Raw genomic sequence first — 17981 nt, 5'->3', positions numbered from 1 at the left:
ACGTTCCCATAAAAATGTTTAGTCTCATTGAGGTGTTATAGCTTAATGTTTCTCGTACTTCAAATAATTACGTAAAGGTATGTTGATGAGTTCACTCTTTTTGTTTGGTCAGCTCAGTTAAGATTGCTTCATAATGTCGCATTTTCTCCTCATTAAAACCCGAGAATTGCGCTACTTTCTTGCCTTGCGCATCATAAATAATACTGCTCGGCATACCTTTTAACTGATTGGACTTACCAATACTCATAGAAGGATTATAAACAATCGGAAAGTCTGCTGGGTTAGTTTGCAAAAAAGCCAATGCATCGACTTTATCCGCATCCATGTTCACTGCTATTACTTGCACTTTACCCGCAAATTTTTTATCGAGTGTGTTCATCCATATAAACGCATGCTGACAAGGCGTACACCACGATGCCCAGAAATCGACATAAACAACTTGGCCTCGGTGCTGTTGAATTAACGAGTGCAATTCTACCTCTGGTAACTTAGCCTTTACTGAAGCGCATAAACTCATCAAGAACAAGGCCCCACACCCTATAATATTTCGCATCCATCCCTCACTTTCGTACCCAACACTTTAGCATCAATCATACAGACTGTTGCCCAAGGTGTATTATTTTAACGTGCCAATATATCGCCTCGTAATACTATGCTCTTCTTCTGGCAAGTACTTTAAGTGCGCCTCAATGAACGATTCTTGTTTATACAACGTCACCATTATGTCATTCACTTTAGTTATAAACGCGCGGCTCACTTTTGTATCATTACACATCACATGTCCTAAAATATACTCTGGTGAATTGGCCATTCGATAAGACTGATACGTCGCTTTATCTATTTTTACATGTCGATATATTTCGGCTGGGTAGGCCAATAGAAAGTCTACCCGTCTTAAATTAAACATACGGTACACTGTATCATAATGATTACTGCCTTCTCTGATCACCTTATTTTCACTACTAACTTGCGTTAATTGCTCATCTAAAAATGGCCCATATGAAAAGTCACTGGCGATAACAATGAGTTTGTTTTTATGAGCATCAAAAAGTAAAGGCAGTGACTTAACGTTGCCTTGCTTATCAAGCAAGGTTTCCTCTAAGGGGTCCGCATGGCTGTGAATATATAAGCGGCGGCTCAAATATAAATTGATTGGTAAGCTAAACAAGAAATTAGCTTCACGAATAGGCGTTTTTACTTTATTAAACAAACAGGTAGGATGAGGCTGCTGAGACATGATCCGTAAGGCACGTTTATAACTCGATGGGACGAATTCAATCGGATACTCGCCAATCGCATCCAACAACATATTATTTGTTGCCCCAGCAATATTGATGGGTTCGACTTTACCGGTAAACACGAGCAAGTCTTTTTCATCGTCAATGTAAATACGAAGCGACTCAGCTATGCTTATATTACAAAATAAGCTAAGTAATAATATAACTGCGCGAAAACGGATTCGTTTAATCATTGACTGCACAACGCTCCAAAAACATTCGTAATGGGCCCATCTTACCCCTCTTAAAAGGTGCTTTACTCCCTTTATTGTATACTACTGCGCGCAATAAAGTGATTCAAGCGCACTTCACGTGCTCTAAAGCCACCTGTTTAAAACGAAAAAACCTGCTTATTAAAGCAGGCTTTTTATTACTAAACACATTGTCTATTTTTCTGCGTGCTTATCAAACCACCATTGAATATAAGCCACTTTATTCATCAAATTTGAAGGTCTAGCAGTAATGCCATGTGAAGCATCTGGAATACGCACCATCGCAGTATCTACCCCCTGCAACTTCAAAGCTTGGTAATACTGCTCAGTTTCTGAGATGGGCGTACGATAATCTGCATCCCCAGTTAACAACATAGTCGGCGTTGTGACGTTACCAACATAGCTGATTGGAGAACGCTTCATATAATGCGCCATATGCTCCCACGGTTTACCAGGGAACCAATAATCAGCAAAAAATGGATAGTAGTCAGCAGTAAGCACAAAGCTATACCAATTAATAACAGGCTTTGCGACAACCGCGGCGGCAAAACGGTTTGTATGACCAACAATCCACGCAGTCAATACACCACCACCTGAACCACCTGTGACATATAAGCGCTTCTCATCAATAAAGCCTTTTTCTAGCAAAGCGTCAACACCAGTCATTAAGTCATCAAAGTCATTGCTTGGATAATTATGATGGATTGTTTGCGCAAACGCCTTGCCGTATGAATCACTTCCACGTGGGTTCATATATAAAACCACGTTACCTTTTGCCGCAAAAAGCTGAGCTTCAGCGCTGAAGTGCGGTCCATAGTTGGCGACTGGCCCCCCATGAATTTCTAACACAAGCGGGTACTTCTTAGACTTATCAAATCCTGGAGGGTAAACAATCCAGCCTTGAATATCTAACTGATCATGCTTTGATTTAACCCAAATTTCTTCAACTTTACCCAATGTTTTGTTGCTTAAAGCATCGTTATTTAAGTCCGTGAGTTTAATCGGTTTACCGCGTTTTACGAGCGCAATGTCCGCAGGTTTTTGAGGATCTGCGAGCGTAAAAGCAACTTCTCCTCGGGGGCTAATATCATAACTGCCACCGGAATAAGGTCGGCCGAAAGCGACGCTGCCTACTGCATCGGTCAATACTTTACTTTTTCCTTTCAAAGGTTGATGCGCGACGGTGGTTTTTCCATGTGAATCGTAGCTAAAATATACACCTCGGCTTTTATTGTCCCACTGGATCTCCTCGACACTGCGATCTAGCGCATCCGTGATCACTTTTGTCTCACCACTTTCAAGGTTACGAATATAAATATCCGCATTCTCATAGTTCATACGTTTATCATCAAAGCCAATGTAAGCTAGCATGCGGCCGTTCGGAGATACCCTAGGAGACCAATCAGGACCCTCTCTATCCGTAACTGCACTAATACTCTGGTTTTTCATATCTAAGGAATATATTTCACTATTACTCGGCTTTAACGCATGATTTTTATGTCTATTTGCACTGAAATAAAGTACTTTTCCTTCTGTATCAAAACTCACTTTACCACGGTGATCAAAATCCCCTGTCGTAAGCTGCTGTGCGTTCCCACCATTAGCATCAATTTTAAATAAATGATAAAAACCAGGGTTTAAATAACCAGCACCATCAGAACGATAATACACATCATCTATAAATATCGGAGACTTTGCCCACTCAGCGCCTTTTGGCTTTCCTGGTAGGTTCACCGGTGCCTTTGGTTTGGCGGGTACAAATTGAGAAAAAACAAGCTGCTTTCCATCAGGTGTCCATGTGAGACCAGATGGCGACTGGGTTAGATTACTAATCTTTGCAACAGCGCCAGATGTCAGCCACTTCATATATATTTGACTGCTGCCATCACGCGTTGAGATAAAGGCTAATCGCTTACCATCAGGTGATATCACGGGGGCATAATCCATATGCAGACCAGAAGTAATTGGCTCCAACGCATTTGAATCCACGTTAACAGACCAAATATTTCCAACTTTTCGATCTGTTTTTATGTCCATTCTATTTCTAACAAAGTAAATAACTTTACCGTCTTCACTAAACTCGACTTGATTAGCGTACTCTAAGTCAAATACATCAATAAGTGCTAATGAGGAGGGCGCTGAAAAGGCCGAACTCGCAAACAAGCTAAGACCTAATGCAACCAGAGATAACTTCATAAAAATTCCTTTAATATCAAAAAAACGTAAAACATAAGAGCCTATATAAGCCTTCGGGTCAACTGTTTGCGTTTAGTTAGTCATTGCATTGCTATCTCTAATATCGCGTGCAAATTTGAACGATGTAAAGCGTACTAGCGGCCATGCACTCAATCACAATACGAATGTAATGGGGGTTTACATTCGTACTGGATAGTCAGTTGGCTTATTTAACTATTGGCCCTGTTGCTTAAACTTCAAACGAAACTCATGTAACAACGGCTCGGTATAACCATTTGGCTGTTCAGCACCTTCAAATACTAATGCAAGTGCAGCTTGAAAAGCCAAATTCGTTTGTAACTCGGCTTTACTTGTAACCATTGGCTTATAATTGGGATCATCTTGATTTTGCCCATCCACCACCTCAGCCATTTTTAAGAATGTGCTATGCACTTGCTCTGGAGAACAAACCCCATGTACTAACCAATTGGTAATATGCTGGCTAGATATTCTCAGTGTCGCTCTGTCTTCCATCAGCCCCACATGGTTAATATCAGGTACCTTTGAACAACCCACTCCTTGGTCTATCCAACGTACCACATAACCTAATATGCCTTGGGCGTTATTGTCCAGCTCAGCTTGAATATCTTCTTTACTCAACTGAACATCATGCAATAACGGTGGCGTCAATAGCTCACCCAAAGCCGCTTCTTCGCGTTTGACAATTTGTTGCTGTACGTCAAATACATTGACTTTGTGGTAGTGCATAGCATGCAGCGTCGCGGCTGTAGGGGAGGGTACCCAAGCCGTATTTGCACCAGAGTTTGGGTGTGCTAACTTTTGCTCCATCATCAGCGCCATATTATCTGGCATTGGCCACATACCCTTGCCTATTTGCGCTTTACCTGAAAAGCCGCAATTCAGACCAATATCAACATTACGATCCTCATAAGCCGATATCCATGGTTGTGACTTAATACGTGACTTAGGCAGCACTGGACCCGCAAGCATGGAAGTATGAATTTCATCTCCAGTACGATCTAAAAATCCAGTATTGATAAACACCACTCTGGATTTAGCTTGCTCAATACATGCAGCGAGATTAACAGAGGTGCGACGCTCTTCGTCCATGATCCCCATTTTTATTGTATTGCAAGGTAACGACAATAGCGCTTCTACGCTCGAAAATAACTGTGCTGTAAACGCTACTTCTTCGGGGCCATGCATTTTAGGTTTTACAATATTAATACTTTTAGCAGCCGAATTATTATACCGACCCAACCCTTTGAGATCATGCAAAGCACAGAGTGACGTGATCACCGCATCCAAGATCCCCTCAAAGATAGCCTGTCCATGACGGTCAACTATTGCAGGGGTTGTCATTAAATGGCCAACATTTCGCACAAACATCATGCTTCGACCTTTTAACGTAACTTGCTCCCCAGACACTGCAATAAAGCGCTTATCATCGTTTAATTGACGGGTAAAAAGTCGTCCGTGCTTAGAAACTTCTTCTGTAAGCGTGCCCTTCATTAAACCAAGCCAATTACTATATACCGTCACTTTATCCTGTGCATCCACGGCAGCGACCGAGTCTTCGCAGTCCATAATAGTCGTCAGAGCTGACTCTAACACAACATCTTTGATACCTGCTTTATCTGATTGACCAACAGGATCATGGCAGTCTATTTGCACTTCAATGTGTAAATCATGGTGTTTAAACAACAGTGACGACGGGTTTTGCGCTTGACCTTGATAGCCAATGAACTGCTCGGATGCTTGTAACGTCACATGTTGGCTATCGTTTAACGTGACCATTAGCTGACCATTTAGCACTGCATAGTTTGTACTTTCTATGTGTGAACCATTACTTAAAGGCAAAGCACTATCAAGAAACTGACGCGCAAACGCCATCACTTTAAAGCCTCGTACAGGATTATATTCTGGGGTTTTCTCCGCTCCTTCGTCTTGCGAAAGCACATCAGTGCCATACAAAGCATCATATAGCGATCCCCAACGGGCATTTGCTGCGTTCAAAGCAAACCGTGCATTATTAACCGGCACCACCAATTGCGGACCAGCCATCAATGCGATTTCTGGATCAACATTTTCTGTATCAATGCTAAACTTTTTAGGCGGGGTGACTAGGTAACCAATATCTTGTAAAAATATCCGATACTTATGGCTGTCCCATACAGGGTTTTCTCGGTGATATTCATCAATTTCTTTTTGTAGATCAGCCCGCTTACTTAACAGCTCTCTATTTGTGGGTGACAAAGAATCAATCAGATCCGCGAATCCATCCCAAAATGGTAATTGTTGAATACCAGTACCAGGAAGCACTTGTTGATTTACAAATTCGAAGAGCGCCTTATCTACCGACAAGCCTGAGTGTTGGACCATTATACTCATATCTAAATCCTAGTTAATTTGAACGGGTTTAAGTAACCATAACGTAAAGACTACCCACTCGAACAGCAAATATACATTCATAGAAATGATAACGGCAATAACAACTATAAATTTAAAAAATCACTAAAACAGGCCTAATGTTTAATTAACCACCGGGGTCAGACCACTTGGTGCACTCTCATATGAAAAACAGAATAAATTAACCGTTCGAAGGATAACTCGTTATGAAAAACTACCAAGCTAAAGTAGATCACTATACAACCCTTTGTCAGGGCAACAAGTCAACATGGCAGTCTATAAACCCAGAGTTTGCTAGTCGAATGAGCCTTCAAAACAGGTTCAAGACAGGCCTTGATATTGCGAAATACACAGCAAATATCATGCGCCAAGATATGGCAGCGTATGATGCAGATAAGAGTCAATACACACAATCACTAGGCTGCTGGCATGGTTTTACTGCACAACAAATGATGATGGCTGTGAAAAAGCATCAAAAAACAACCAAGCGCTCATACGTGTACTTAAGTGGCTGGATGGTTGCAGCACTGCGGTCAGAATTTGGCCCGCTGCCAGATCAAAGTATGCATGAAAAGACGTCTGTCGCGTCATTAATTGAAGAGATCTATACCTTTTTAAAACAAGCAGATGCACGCGAATTAGACCACTTATACCGGGAGTTAGATGATGCAATATCCCAAGGTAAACAGACCCAAGAAATCATTTCGCGAATTGATAATTTTGAAACACATGTTGTACCAATCATAGCCGATATTGATGCTGGTTTTGGTAATGAAGAGGCAACTTACTTATTGGCTAAAAAAATGATTGAAGCGGGCGCCTGTGCCATTCAAATAGAAAATCAGGTATCAGACGCTAAGCAATGCGGCCACCAAGCAGGAAAAGTCACGGTGCCACATGAAGATTTTCTCGCAAAAATTAATGCTGTACGCTATGCATTTTTAGAACTGGGTGTGGAAGAGGGAATAATTGTCGCCAGAACAGACTCTTTGGGCGCAAGTCTAACGCAAAAGATCCCGGTATCAAAAACGCCTGGAGATATCGCAAGCCAATATACCGCATTTTTAGAAACAACCGTGGTCGATAATATAGATGAACTAAATGACGGCGAAATGGCGATAAAACTCGATGGGCAACTCTGCAAACCAACGCGCCTTGATAATGGTCTATATCAATTTAAAGAAGGATCAGAAAAAGCACGTGTCATATTAGATTGCGTTACGAGCTTACAATCAGGTGCCGACTTACTGTGGATTGAAACTGAAAAGCCCAATGTTAGTCAAATCGCCGAACTGGTCAATAGCATTAAAGAGCAGGTGCCCGACGCCAAACTGGTTTATAACAACTCACCTTCATTTAACTGGACACTGAAATTCCGAGAGCAAGTCTATGCACAGTGGCAAGCACAGCAAAAAGACTTAAGTCACTATCCAGATCCAAGCCATGATCCGAAAGCCTTGATGAGTCCAGAATTAGATAATACAGAACTTGCTCGTGAAGCAGATTTGCTGGTACAGAATTTTCAAAAAGACGGGGCGCGAGAAGCAGGAATTTTCCATCACTTGATCACATTACCAACCTACCATACCACGGCACTGAGCACTGATATTCTGTCAGAAGGCTACTTTGGTGAGCTCGGAATGCTCGCATATGTCAGAGATGTGCAACGTCAAGAGATCCGCAGGGAGCAGGCCTCAGTGAAACACCAAGACCTTGCAGGGTCTAACATTGGAGATACCCATAAAGAGTATTTTTCAGGAGAAAATGCACTAAAAGCTGGCGGGTCGGCTAATACCATGAATCAATTCTAAAAATGATGCCAATAAAGAGCCTAACAGGCTCTTTATTGCTCTACACACACACCGGATCATATTTTTACTATCTTTTGGCAAATTCAACGTAGCATTCAAGAATTACCGCTAAAACATATTTCCAGCCAATTATTTCACCAATAAATAGAGCTTAATCGCTCACAGAGCACATTTTTACTAACTTTGGCACAGTTATAAATCAAATTTTTACTAACGCCAGCATTGATAAAACACAATTTTACTAACCCTCTCCCTTAATGCCGACAAATAATTGCGCAAAATGCAATATGTAAAGGCCCTTTACAGGCTTCATAATTCAACCACATTAATCATCAAGAATGTGCGCGGTTTTCAATACAAATAAGCATTATGAAACACTATTTAGCTCAGGTTTTTTTCTTCTTTAATATCACTTTTACTGGCATTGTATTGGCACAACCATCATTCAATGATGTGGATGTGCTGATAAATCAAGGGCAATTAACACAAGCACATACTTTGCTAAAAACTCTCGAACGCAGTGGCAAGTTCGATGAGAATAAAACAAAGCTCAAACTCGCAAAAGTTTTACGTAAACAAAATAGGTATGATGACGCCATCATGCAACTTAATACCATCTCTTTAATTAACCTACCTTCTAAAGCTCTTCTTTATGATGTAACCAAAGAGCTTGGGATCAACTACCGACGCAGCCATCAACTAAAAATAGCCAAAAAGCATTATTTAAAAGCACTGAAAATAGCTAAATCTCTCAATAATAAATCACTCATAGGCCAGTCTTATAATAATCTCGGGTCATTGTATGATGCAAAAAACAACGTGGCTCTGTCTATGAAGTACCATTTAAAGGCCCAAAAATTTCTTGAAACATCTAAAGATTGGGAAATGAAGGCTTCCAACTTTTATAACTTAGGTGACCTATCAGTACGCATTCATAATTTTGAACAAGCAGAACACTTTTTTAATGAAGCACTCATCAATGATAAAAAGTCAGAGGAAGTAAAAAACATTGCAGACACAGGAATAAGGCTTGCAGAGATAAAACTGAAAAATAACAAATACAACGAAGCGTTAGATCAATTTATAGAAGTCATTAGCATACTAAAGCCACTGGAGGCCAATGCAAATCTAGCACGTGCATATAACTCATTGCACCGCATCTACTTGAAGCTAGATAACCCTCATATGGCGCTCAGTTCAGTACAACAAAGTTTAAATCATGCTTTAAAAACGCAATCTCCAATAAGAAAAGCAAATGCCTATTTACATCTAATAGAACTACATATTCAGTTAAAAAACACCGACCTTCTTGAACTATACCTCCCAAAAGCCCAAGAGATCCTCAAAGGCATAAATGATAAAAAACTAGATGCCCAGCTTCAATATGCTAAAGCACAATACCGTATGCTTAAAAATCAACATGAAGAAGCGTATCACGCTTTACTGAGCGCATTTGCTATTCATAAACTAGCAGATCAAGAAATAACTCAAGGTGCCACCGAGCAATATAAACGGCAAGTTAACGCCCTGGTTCAATATCAAAAACTAGCCCAAACAGAAAAAAAGTCAGCAGTAATGAAAGTTGAACTCGAGAAACAAATTTTGCAAAAGCGCACATGGCTGCTGGCATGTATCATAATTTTACTATTCAGTGTCGTCACCGTGTACTTATATGTCATAAAACATCGCAATGCCCAATATAAGGCAAGTCTATATCAAGCGAATTTGAAACAAAAAGACCAAATGTTGGCTGATATTTCTCATGAACTCAGAACACCATTAAGTGTATTACAACTACATATTGAAGCTTTGGAGCATAACTTGCTCGATGACAAGGTACTCGCTTACACTAAAATATATAATAAAATGTCGCAGCTAAATAACCTCATCTCTGACGTATATCAATTATCTCAAGTGCAAAATCAGTCAATTCATTTGATATGGCAGGAGTGTCACTTAAGTACACTTACTTCACATTACATAGCGGATATGAAAACACTCGCAGAACAATCTAATTTACGATTTATAGCTGACATCGATATTCCTGAAGCAACGATATTCACGACCGATAAACAAAAACTGGATCAAATTATTACTAACTTAGCTAAAAATGCGTGTTTATACACTGATAGCCCAGGACACATTCGATTAAAAGTCAGAGTAAATACAAAACATATATTCATTCAGATTGACGATAGCACCCCAGGTGTTTCTGAAGCCGAGCTTAATAAACTATTTGAGCGACTGTATCGCATAGATAAGTCTCGTAGTAGGGCATTAGGAGGATCAGGTCTAGGGCTCTCTATATGCGAAGGCTTAACGCACGCCTTACAAGGTGACATTAAACTACATCACGGCAAGTCTGGGGGCTTATGTGTTCGTTTAACTTTACCTATAATACCAACAAAAGCATAAGTTAACGATTTTACTCATCCAACCAGTTTCGGGCTATAAAGCCCTATATTAAGCGGTTCACTTCATTTTTCTTCCACATTGTATTGCTGTAATACGCATATAGAATCTTGGAGGGTAATTATGACACAGCGAACAATCAAACACGGTGATTGGGTAAAAATTGTAGAATCACGCACGGAGCAAAAAAAGCAATCATTACGTAAAAGCTCACGTAAGAATGCGCCAAAAAATAATAAAATGAACGTACCGTTCATTTCAATGCTATTAGGTGGCTTTATTATTCTTGCCAGTGCATGGATGTATTTTTCCGGTGGGACTAAGGCACAAGGTGCAATGTTAGATGTGACTGCCCAAAATAAAATATCTCGTTATTTCTCAAAACAATTTATGATGGGTAGCTGGCAGTTTAAAAGAGCTAAATTCGATGATGGCGAGGTCAATATTTTTATCAGCATTCCACAAAAGCTCTCTATGAATGAAAAGGAGCTCGAAGGCTATATTAAACATTCTTTATGTCCGCCAGCCAGCAGCAGAGTGTGGTTAGATATCAATAAAAGTGAGTTGTATATTAACTTATATGTCGACTCTCCTAGAAAAGGCAATTTTGCGCAGTGTCAAAACCCAAATAGTCACGCCTAACTCGTTGTTTTTATCCTCTTCTATATTTTTCTATATTTAATCACCCCCTTGTAAAGGGGGTTGACGATTTAAAAGCCTCACTCATATTACTCAAGTTCTAACTTAGACTTTTCTACCAGTTCTTTTGGCATTTCTTTATTCACAGACACACCTAACTCTTTAAATTCTGATGCTTGTTTTATCAAATTAGCTTTCCCATGATACAACTGCGAGAAGGCTGTGTCGTAGCTTTCTTTGGCTTTATCTAACTGACGCCCAACACCTTCCATACTGTGCAAAAAACTATTGAGTTTGTTGTAAAATTTCTCAGCTTTTAATGCGAGCTCTCTACTATGTTTGCTCTGCTCTTCAAAACGCCATAACTGCTTAACAATATTCATACTCGTTAATAAGGTTGTTGGTGTGGCCACCAATACATTTTGCTCTAATGCATGTTGATACATATTAGGCATATGCTTGATTGCCTCAACAAAAGCTGACTCTATCGGAATAAACATAATAACGACGTCTGGTGAGTTTAGTCCTGGTAATCTTTCATAAGATTTACTACCCAGTTCTTTGATCCGAGCAATTACCGCTTGAGAGTGAGCAACGAGCGCATCACTTGCTTCTAGCTCAGAGTCTGCATTAACATATCGTGTGTAGGCATTAAGTGATGTTTTCGCATCGATCACTAGGTGACGCTCTTGAGGCAAATATACCACTACATCAGGCCGATACTTTCCTTCATCCGTGGTAAACGACACCTCTCGCTTATAATCATAGCCCGCACGAAGGCCTGCACTATCGAGCACATTCTCAAGCATCAGCTCACCCCAATTCCCCTGCGTTTTTTTCTGTCCTTGCAGCGCACTGGTGAGTTGGTGTGCTTGCTCGGTGATGTTTCTATTGTTTTCTTGTAAATGCAGCAGCTCAGTTTTAAGTGCAGCGCGTTGCTTTAACTCTTCGCTGTGAATAGCTTCCATTTTATCTCTAAACCCTTTCAGTTCACCTTGAACAGGCTTGAGTAATTGATTTAATTTCTCTTGGCTTTGGTGATTAAAACGCGTGGTCTTTTCTTCAAAAATTTGATTTGCTATATTCTCAAATTCTTGTTTTAAAAGGTTTTTAGAGTTCTCCAACTGTGAAATTTGTGCATCAAAACTGAGTTGTTTTTGCTCTAACGTCACTTTCAGATCGTTTAACTCAAGTTCTAACTGGTGAGTATTTGAACGGTTTTCTGACAGGCTTTGTTCACTGCGCTGCCATAACTCCTGATATTGAACAACTTGAGATTGTTTCTCAGACAACCTAGCTTGGTATTGCTGACAATGACCATGTAATTGAACTTTTTCTGCCTGTAACTGCTGTAACTCTGTTTGCAATGACTGTTGCTGAAGCGCCAGCTGTTCATTGGAGTTTAAACTGTGAAGATGTTGCTGCTCTAGCACCGAAAACTGTGTCTTGAGTTTTTGACGACTGAGAAAATAAAAAGGTAAAGGGCAGATAATAGCCGAAAAAAACACGGCGACATGCGACCAATAAAGGTGAGGAAAAAGCGCGTCTAACATAATGTTCTCAGGTAATATTTTTAATTAATAATACCTGAGAGCATCACGGTTATCACTTAATTACTGTTATTGATTTGCTGCTCATCATAGCGATAGCCGGCACCGTAAACCGACCCAACCAATTTTGGAGAAATATTCAAAGATTTTATTTTTTTACGAATATTTTTGATGTGACTATCAATGACTCGATCTGAAATGTCAAAGTTGTCTGGTTGAATATAATCTAGGATCTGCTGACGCGAAAAGACTCGGCTTGGCGCGTTATACAGTAATGCAAACACATCAAACTCCACCTTCGTTAATGCTAATAATTGCCCTTTTAATGTTACCGTCAACTGCGCCTCATCGACATTCACCAACTTTTCTGACTCAGCATCTGCTAAAGGAGCACAGCGACGCAAAATGGCTTTCATACGCATTACTAATTCAGCGGCGCTAAAGGGTTTACACACATAATCGTCAGCACCAAACTCAAGCCCTTTTAACCTATCTGATTCAGCCACTTTGGCCGTCATCATAATAATTGGCACCATAGAAAAAGCTCGGATCTGCTTCATGCATTCCACACCATCTTGGTTCGGCAGCATAATGTCCATCAAAATCGCATCTGGGCTATTTTCTTCAACCCAAGGCACAACCTCAGCACCGTCAGCAATATGTGACGTTTTAAATCCAGATGCTTTAAAAAACAACATGACTTGCTCTGCTATATCAAAGTCATCTTCAACTATAAGGATGTGCTGCATAATTTCTCTTCGATTGGTAATTACTTTAATTGATTTGCTTTTAATTGATTCTTTACGTCGTTTTTCAACGAGTCAGACAATGTCTCATCAAATAATAGCATAGTTAGAATGCTATTTAGATCATCGCTGGTCGCAACCTCTGCAAGTAGATCATAATCACATTGCGAAAGTGGTTCAATAAAGTTCAGATGCGATGGTGCTTCTTCATAACACAACATTTGTATTCGCCTTCTAGATCTAATTAAGTGACACCAGACCAACTAACTTGGTGCGTCGTTGTAATATGTTTATTAAAGCGAAACAATGTGGACAGAATGTGGAATTATTTCTAAATGAAGAAATTGCAACTGCAAAAACAAAAAAGCCAGCAAATTCTGCTGGCTCCATTACAAATAAGTAATCAAGGGGGAAATCAATGTTAAACTCATTGCTACCAACAAGTACAATAATAGACCCTGTGATTTTGAGTTAGTTCAAATAATTTTTAATTATTTTTACGACTGCAGCATGGCTAACATTTGCTGTTCATCAAACTTACCTAAATTCAAGCTCTTATCAGCAAATAAAACATCAACAAGTGCCTGCTTTTGTTGTTGCATACTAAATACTTTCTGTTCGATAGAGTTAGCCATTATCAACTTATATACAAACACAGGTTTATCTTGACCTATCCGGTACGCTCGATCTGTTGCTTGATTTTCGACCGCGGGGTTCCACCAGGGATCAAAATGGATCACCGTATCTGCTTGCGTGAGGTTAAGGCCTGTGCCGCCTGCTTTTAAACTTATCAAAAACACATCACAATGCCCGTCAGTAAAATCGCTAATGGCACGCTCTCTATTTCGGGTTTGCCCAGTCAATGTCGTAAACACAATCTCATTGGCTGTAAGTTGCTGTGAGATCAATTCAAGCACCGACGTAAATTGACTAAAAATAATCACCTTGCGACCCTGTGACAGCATATTAGGTAAATGCTCGGCTAACCATACAAACTTTGCACTTTCGCTGCCCATACCTTTATCTACCAGCTTAGGATGACAGCATATCTGCCTTAACTTTAATAACGCATCTAAGAAGGCAAGCTTACTTTTTTGAGCACCTTGCTCTTTAAACAAAGAAACTAATTTGTCTTCTATTTGCAGCTGAACACTGCGATACAAAGTTGCCTGCTCTGGGCTAAATTCAAGCTCTTTGACTAACTCCGTTTTATCGGGTAATTCTTTTACGACTTCAACTTTCGTACGGCGCAGAATAAATGGTGCGATAAGCGTTTTAAGCTCTAAAGCGCGCGCTGTATCTTGCTCTTTTTCTATCGGTATTTGGAAATGGTGCTTAAACTGTTGTTTCGTGCCAAGAACATCTGGCATCACAAAATCTAGTAATGACTTTAATTCCAATAAGTTATTTTCAACCGGCGTACCACTTAAACACAACTTAAACTGTGCATTTAATTGCTTTACACACTTAGAAACCTGCGCAGTTTCATTTTTTATGTACTGCGCTTCATCAAGCACAATAGAGTCAAACTCTAATTCTTTGTAATAGGCGAGATCACGTTTTAATAAGGGATAAGTCGTCAAGATAAAACGTGCTGAATGCACGTGTTCTAATGTTTTTTCTCTATCCGAACCATGAACCGTTGTTAAGGTTAAATGCGGTGCAAATCGCTTAAACTCGTTTTGCCAGTTTCCTACCAAACTGGTTGGGCAAACAATTAAACAGGGCTTCGTAACCAATGTATTATGTTGGCCAACAAAATAGGCTATTACCTGTAATGTTTTCCCAAGGCCCATATCATCCGCTAAAATTCCGCCGAGCTGATGACGGTTTAAAAACTTTAGCCAACTCACACCTTGCTCTTGATAATCTCTTAGTACAAAGTTTTGTTGATCGCTGTGCGTTGCACAAGCACTAGACTCAATCGGTAACTCTAGCTCTTTCAAATAGTCTAGCAGCCTTACATCGTTACTTACGGACTCTATGGAGCTTAACTCAAATACTTTTTTTGCATAAGACAGCGGAAACTTAAACTGTTGACCAGACGTATAATAGCTAAACCGTTGCTTGAGAGTGAGCAACTCATTAAATGTTGGAGTAGGTACCGCATAGTATTGCTCAGCAATTTTTACATACTGATGATGATCAGCCAAATTATTAATATCTAGCGGTGTTGTGGTGTCCCAATCAAGTAAAATAGGCTTACTATTAAACATCACTTTACCTAAGATATGGTGTTGCTTGTCACGTTTTAATGACAGCGTTATATGTGGCAAGTTCACAGGATGCTTATGTGTAAGCTCTTCTACTTCCCAGCCTTGCTTTAATAAATTGGGTTTAACCTCATTATTAAACCAATGCACGCCATTCGCATCGTTTACGGGTAATTTAAATAGTCCATCACTCGCATTCAGCCCTAAACCCAGCAGTACTTGCTCGCTGCGCTTAACGTGTTTTGCCTGTTCAGCTTTGGAAAGCCCAACGGTGTTTTCGATGGTCAGTGCTAATGTCTGCTCAAGGCTGTTATTCACTCCTTTCAGCTTGGCATAAACGTGAGTTGGTTTTACAGCGCTTTTATAGCCTGCAGGAGGCAGGATCACATCATTCGCGAACAGATCATTAAAGCGCGTCATGACTTGATTTAGCTGATCAAGTGCAACCGGTGGCATAGTCTGTAAGTGCGCTATTTCCTGAGCGTTTAATTCAGAGTTGATCCGGCCTATGATCAGATCATCTGTATTAAGGTACATAGGCGGATCGGTTCTTAACAGTAGCCAGTTATCAACTTGAGACAACAATCCGCACAGTTGCGCATTTTTGTCATTGATCTGCCACTCAAAGCGCAGCCGCTTTTGGTGGCCTAATACAAGTGGCTGCCTCTTATTTTGATAATAGAATCGGTTGGTTTTAATCAATTGCTCAACAGCTGTAAAGCCCCAATTACCAAATATCTCAAAATGGCCCGGGGTATTTTGAGAACGAACCCAATTGAATAACCTAAAGTCTGTTTCTAACACACCTTTTGGCGCTAAATGGCTATTAAGTTGTTGCTCAGAAAGAGATCTGCCTAATGGATAAACGCCATCGGGTTTAAAAGGCGACAGTTTTGGACTCAACAATAGCTCTTTGCCATGCGGTTCAAGTACAAACAGCAAGACATTATTGGTACTTTGGAAATTACTTTGTTGTAGTTGCGTTAGCTCATTGAACCAATCATTTACGAGATAAGCTTCGCCAAAGCCGCCTGAGTGATCAATTTTTAACTTCAAAAGAACGGCTGCAATGTGTCGACATTTTGCGTTATTTGAACAAGTGCATTGTGCCTCTACACGCTTTGAATTATTAACTGTCGTAATTTTGATATGCTGAGAAAACGTATTTCCAAAGTTGCCCAAAACTTGAGAATCAATGCGTGAAAAATCTTTACTGTGATCCAAGTAACTAATTTGAGAATTATTCAGATACTCTTTCGCTTTGACAAGGAGCGCACTATTAAAGTACTGCTTCAAAAATCGTTCGGAAAGGGGAAATTGCGTTGCTTGTTCTTGTTTTATTTCTTCAAACAAAGCAAACAATTGCTCTTTAGATAACTGCGTTGACATCAGCTCAGCATGACAAATGAAATATTTCGCCAGTATATGAAATTATAGGAACGAGCTAAAGGGTAAAGTCATAATAAAGTTGCGAACAGTAACTGGTTGGAGTTCACCTTTATAGACCAAAGTATGAATATCAACCAGTTACGTGAAACATTTAAGGTGTTAATTATAGCCAGCTAACAATTTTTGTAGCTGTTCAAGGCGCTTATCAGTTAACACTTTATTGTCGATTTTAATTGTTACATCACCACTTTTTATATTACGTTGTAATTTAATGAACTTGTTTTCTAACAAAGCTTCTGTGCGATTAGCTTTATCACCAAATGTTGTTAAAAACTGAGTTGTAAGCATTGCCCGTTTTTCATCGCTTTGTTCATCGCTAATGAATGATTGTTGACTAAAATGACAAACTTGTTGTTCAAATGCAGACTTATTATCTTTAATCGCGTTAATGAGCTTTTTAGCTGCTTCTCTGCCTAAGTGATTTGGCGTTGGATATAAGCTAAGAACACTTTTAGGAATAACCTCGAAAGCTTTTATAGCATCAGCAACCGCGGTGTGAGAAATGCCTTCAATAGCGGCAATTTCACGGTAAGAGCCTTTCAAACCTTGATTAACTAAGTTGTGTTTAGTCGTGCTATATGCTTTTCCTAGTTCCCATAAGCTTGGTGCAATATATTGATCTGAAGAGATGGCAAGAGCTTTTGCATCATCATCATTAAAATCAGCGGACGACAATACAACATAGTCAGCCTGAGCGAGCATACAAGCCTTTCTTCTCCTTGAACCTGATAACACCCATTGCTGAGCACCTTTTTGCCAGCACAGAGCCGGGTGGAGGTTTCTCTTATCGTGTTTTATGGCTGGTAAGATATCTGCAACAGACTTTTCGTTCAATAAACTTTGTTCCCGTCTATTTTGACCATAAACTTGAGTAGTCGTTTCTATATCGGCTGATTTTATTACTTGGCATGTTAATGTGATTGTACGTAATGGATCACTAGGTGCTGGCATGGTGATCACATCACCTATTTTCGCTTGATCTAAAAGATCATCTAAACTGCTCCCTTCAACTGCAGTTGCAAATGGATCTAACCGGGTATCGTTCTTACGTTTTTTAGCCATTTTTA

12 protein-coding genes are annotated in these 17981 nt (G+C 39.9%); 3 read left to right on the top strand and 9 right to left on the bottom strand.

All coding sequences use genetic code 11. The features are described 5' to 3' along the window. Positions 1-91 precede the first annotated feature (91 nt). The 4 genes from BGP78_RS20000 to BGP78_RS19985 form a co-directional block, all read right to left on the bottom strand. On the bottom strand, positions 92-553 hold the full coding sequence (locus BGP78_RS20000; RefSeq protein WP_119863047.1) for a TlpA disulfide reductase family protein: 462 nt from the start codon (positions 551-553) through the stop codon (positions 92-94). A gap of 63 nt (positions 554-616) precedes the next feature. After that, positions 617-1471 (bottom strand): hypothetical protein, encoded by an 855-nt coding sequence (locus tag BGP78_RS19995; RefSeq protein ID WP_119863046.1) that lies wholly within the window; start codon positions 1469-1471, stop codon positions 617-619. A gap of 192 nt (positions 1472-1663) precedes the next feature. Then, on the bottom strand, positions 1664-3685 hold the full coding sequence (locus BGP78_RS19990) for a S9 family peptidase (RefSeq protein WP_119863045.1): 2022 nt from the start codon (positions 3683-3685) through the stop codon (positions 1664-1666). Between the two features lie 213 nt (positions 3686-3898). Further along, positions 3899-6076, bottom strand: coding sequence for a malate synthase G (locus BGP78_RS19985; protein WP_119863044.1), 2178 nt, complete (start codon positions 6074-6076; stop codon positions 3899-3901). Positions 6077-6300: 224 nt separating this feature from the next. Between BGP78_RS19985 and BGP78_RS19980 the strand changes: the two genes are divergently transcribed. The 3 genes from BGP78_RS19980 (at position 6301) to BGP78_RS19970 (ending at position 10959) form a co-directional block, all read left to right on the top strand. Then, entirely contained in the window at positions 6301-7905 is a 1605-nt protein-coding gene (locus BGP78_RS19980) for an isocitrate lyase (protein ID WP_119863043.1), read from the top strand. 369 nt (positions 7906-8274) lie between these two features. Next, entirely contained in the window at positions 8275-10320 is a 2046-nt protein-coding gene (locus BGP78_RS19975; RefSeq protein ID WP_119863042.1) for an ATP-binding protein, read from the top strand. A gap of 120 nt (positions 10321-10440) precedes the next feature. Next, on the top strand, positions 10441-10959 hold the full coding sequence (locus BGP78_RS19970) for a hypothetical protein (RefSeq protein ID WP_119863041.1): 519 nt from the start codon (positions 10441-10443) through the stop codon (positions 10957-10959). 86 nt (positions 10960-11045) lie between these two features. On the opposite strand, the gene rmuC is transcribed toward BGP78_RS19970, so the two are convergent. From rmuC to BGP78_RS19945, 5 genes are all read right to left on the bottom strand, one after another. Then, complete coding sequence (rmuC, locus tag BGP78_RS19965; RefSeq protein ID WP_119863040.1) at positions 11046-12509, bottom strand: DNA recombination protein RmuC; 1464 nt, start codon at positions 12507-12509, stop codon at positions 11046-11048. A gap of 56 nt (positions 12510-12565) precedes the next feature. After that, the gene (locus tag BGP78_RS19960; RefSeq protein WP_119863039.1) at positions 12566-13255 is read right to left on the bottom strand and encodes a response regulator; all 690 of its coding nucleotides are present in this window, start codon (positions 13253-13255) and stop codon (positions 12566-12568) included. A 20-nt stretch (positions 13256-13275) separates the two neighbouring features. Beyond that, the gene (locus tag BGP78_RS19955; RefSeq protein ID WP_119863038.1) at positions 13276-13473 is read right to left on the bottom strand and encodes a hypothetical protein; all 198 of its coding nucleotides are present in this window, start codon (positions 13471-13473) and stop codon (positions 13276-13278) included. Between the two features lie 276 nt (positions 13474-13749). After that, a complete protein-coding gene (locus tag BGP78_RS19950; protein ID WP_119863037.1) occupies positions 13750-16854 on the bottom strand; it encodes a DEAD/DEAH box helicase in 3105 nt (1034 codons plus the stop codon). Between the two features lie 159 nt (positions 16855-17013). Then, on the bottom strand, positions 17014-17976 hold the full coding sequence (locus tag BGP78_RS19945) for a transcriptional regulator (protein WP_119863036.1): 963 nt from the start codon (positions 17974-17976) through the stop codon (positions 17014-17016). Positions 17977-17981 lie beyond the last annotated feature (5 nt).

This window comes from Pseudoalteromonas sp. MSK9-3 (genome assembly GCF_003590335.1).
Lineage (GTDB): Bacteria > Pseudomonadota > Gammaproteobacteria > Enterobacterales > Alteromonadaceae > Pseudoalteromonas.
The sequence above is the reverse complement of the archived record's forward strand: the minus strand, read 5'-3'. Positions and strand labels throughout refer to the sequence as shown.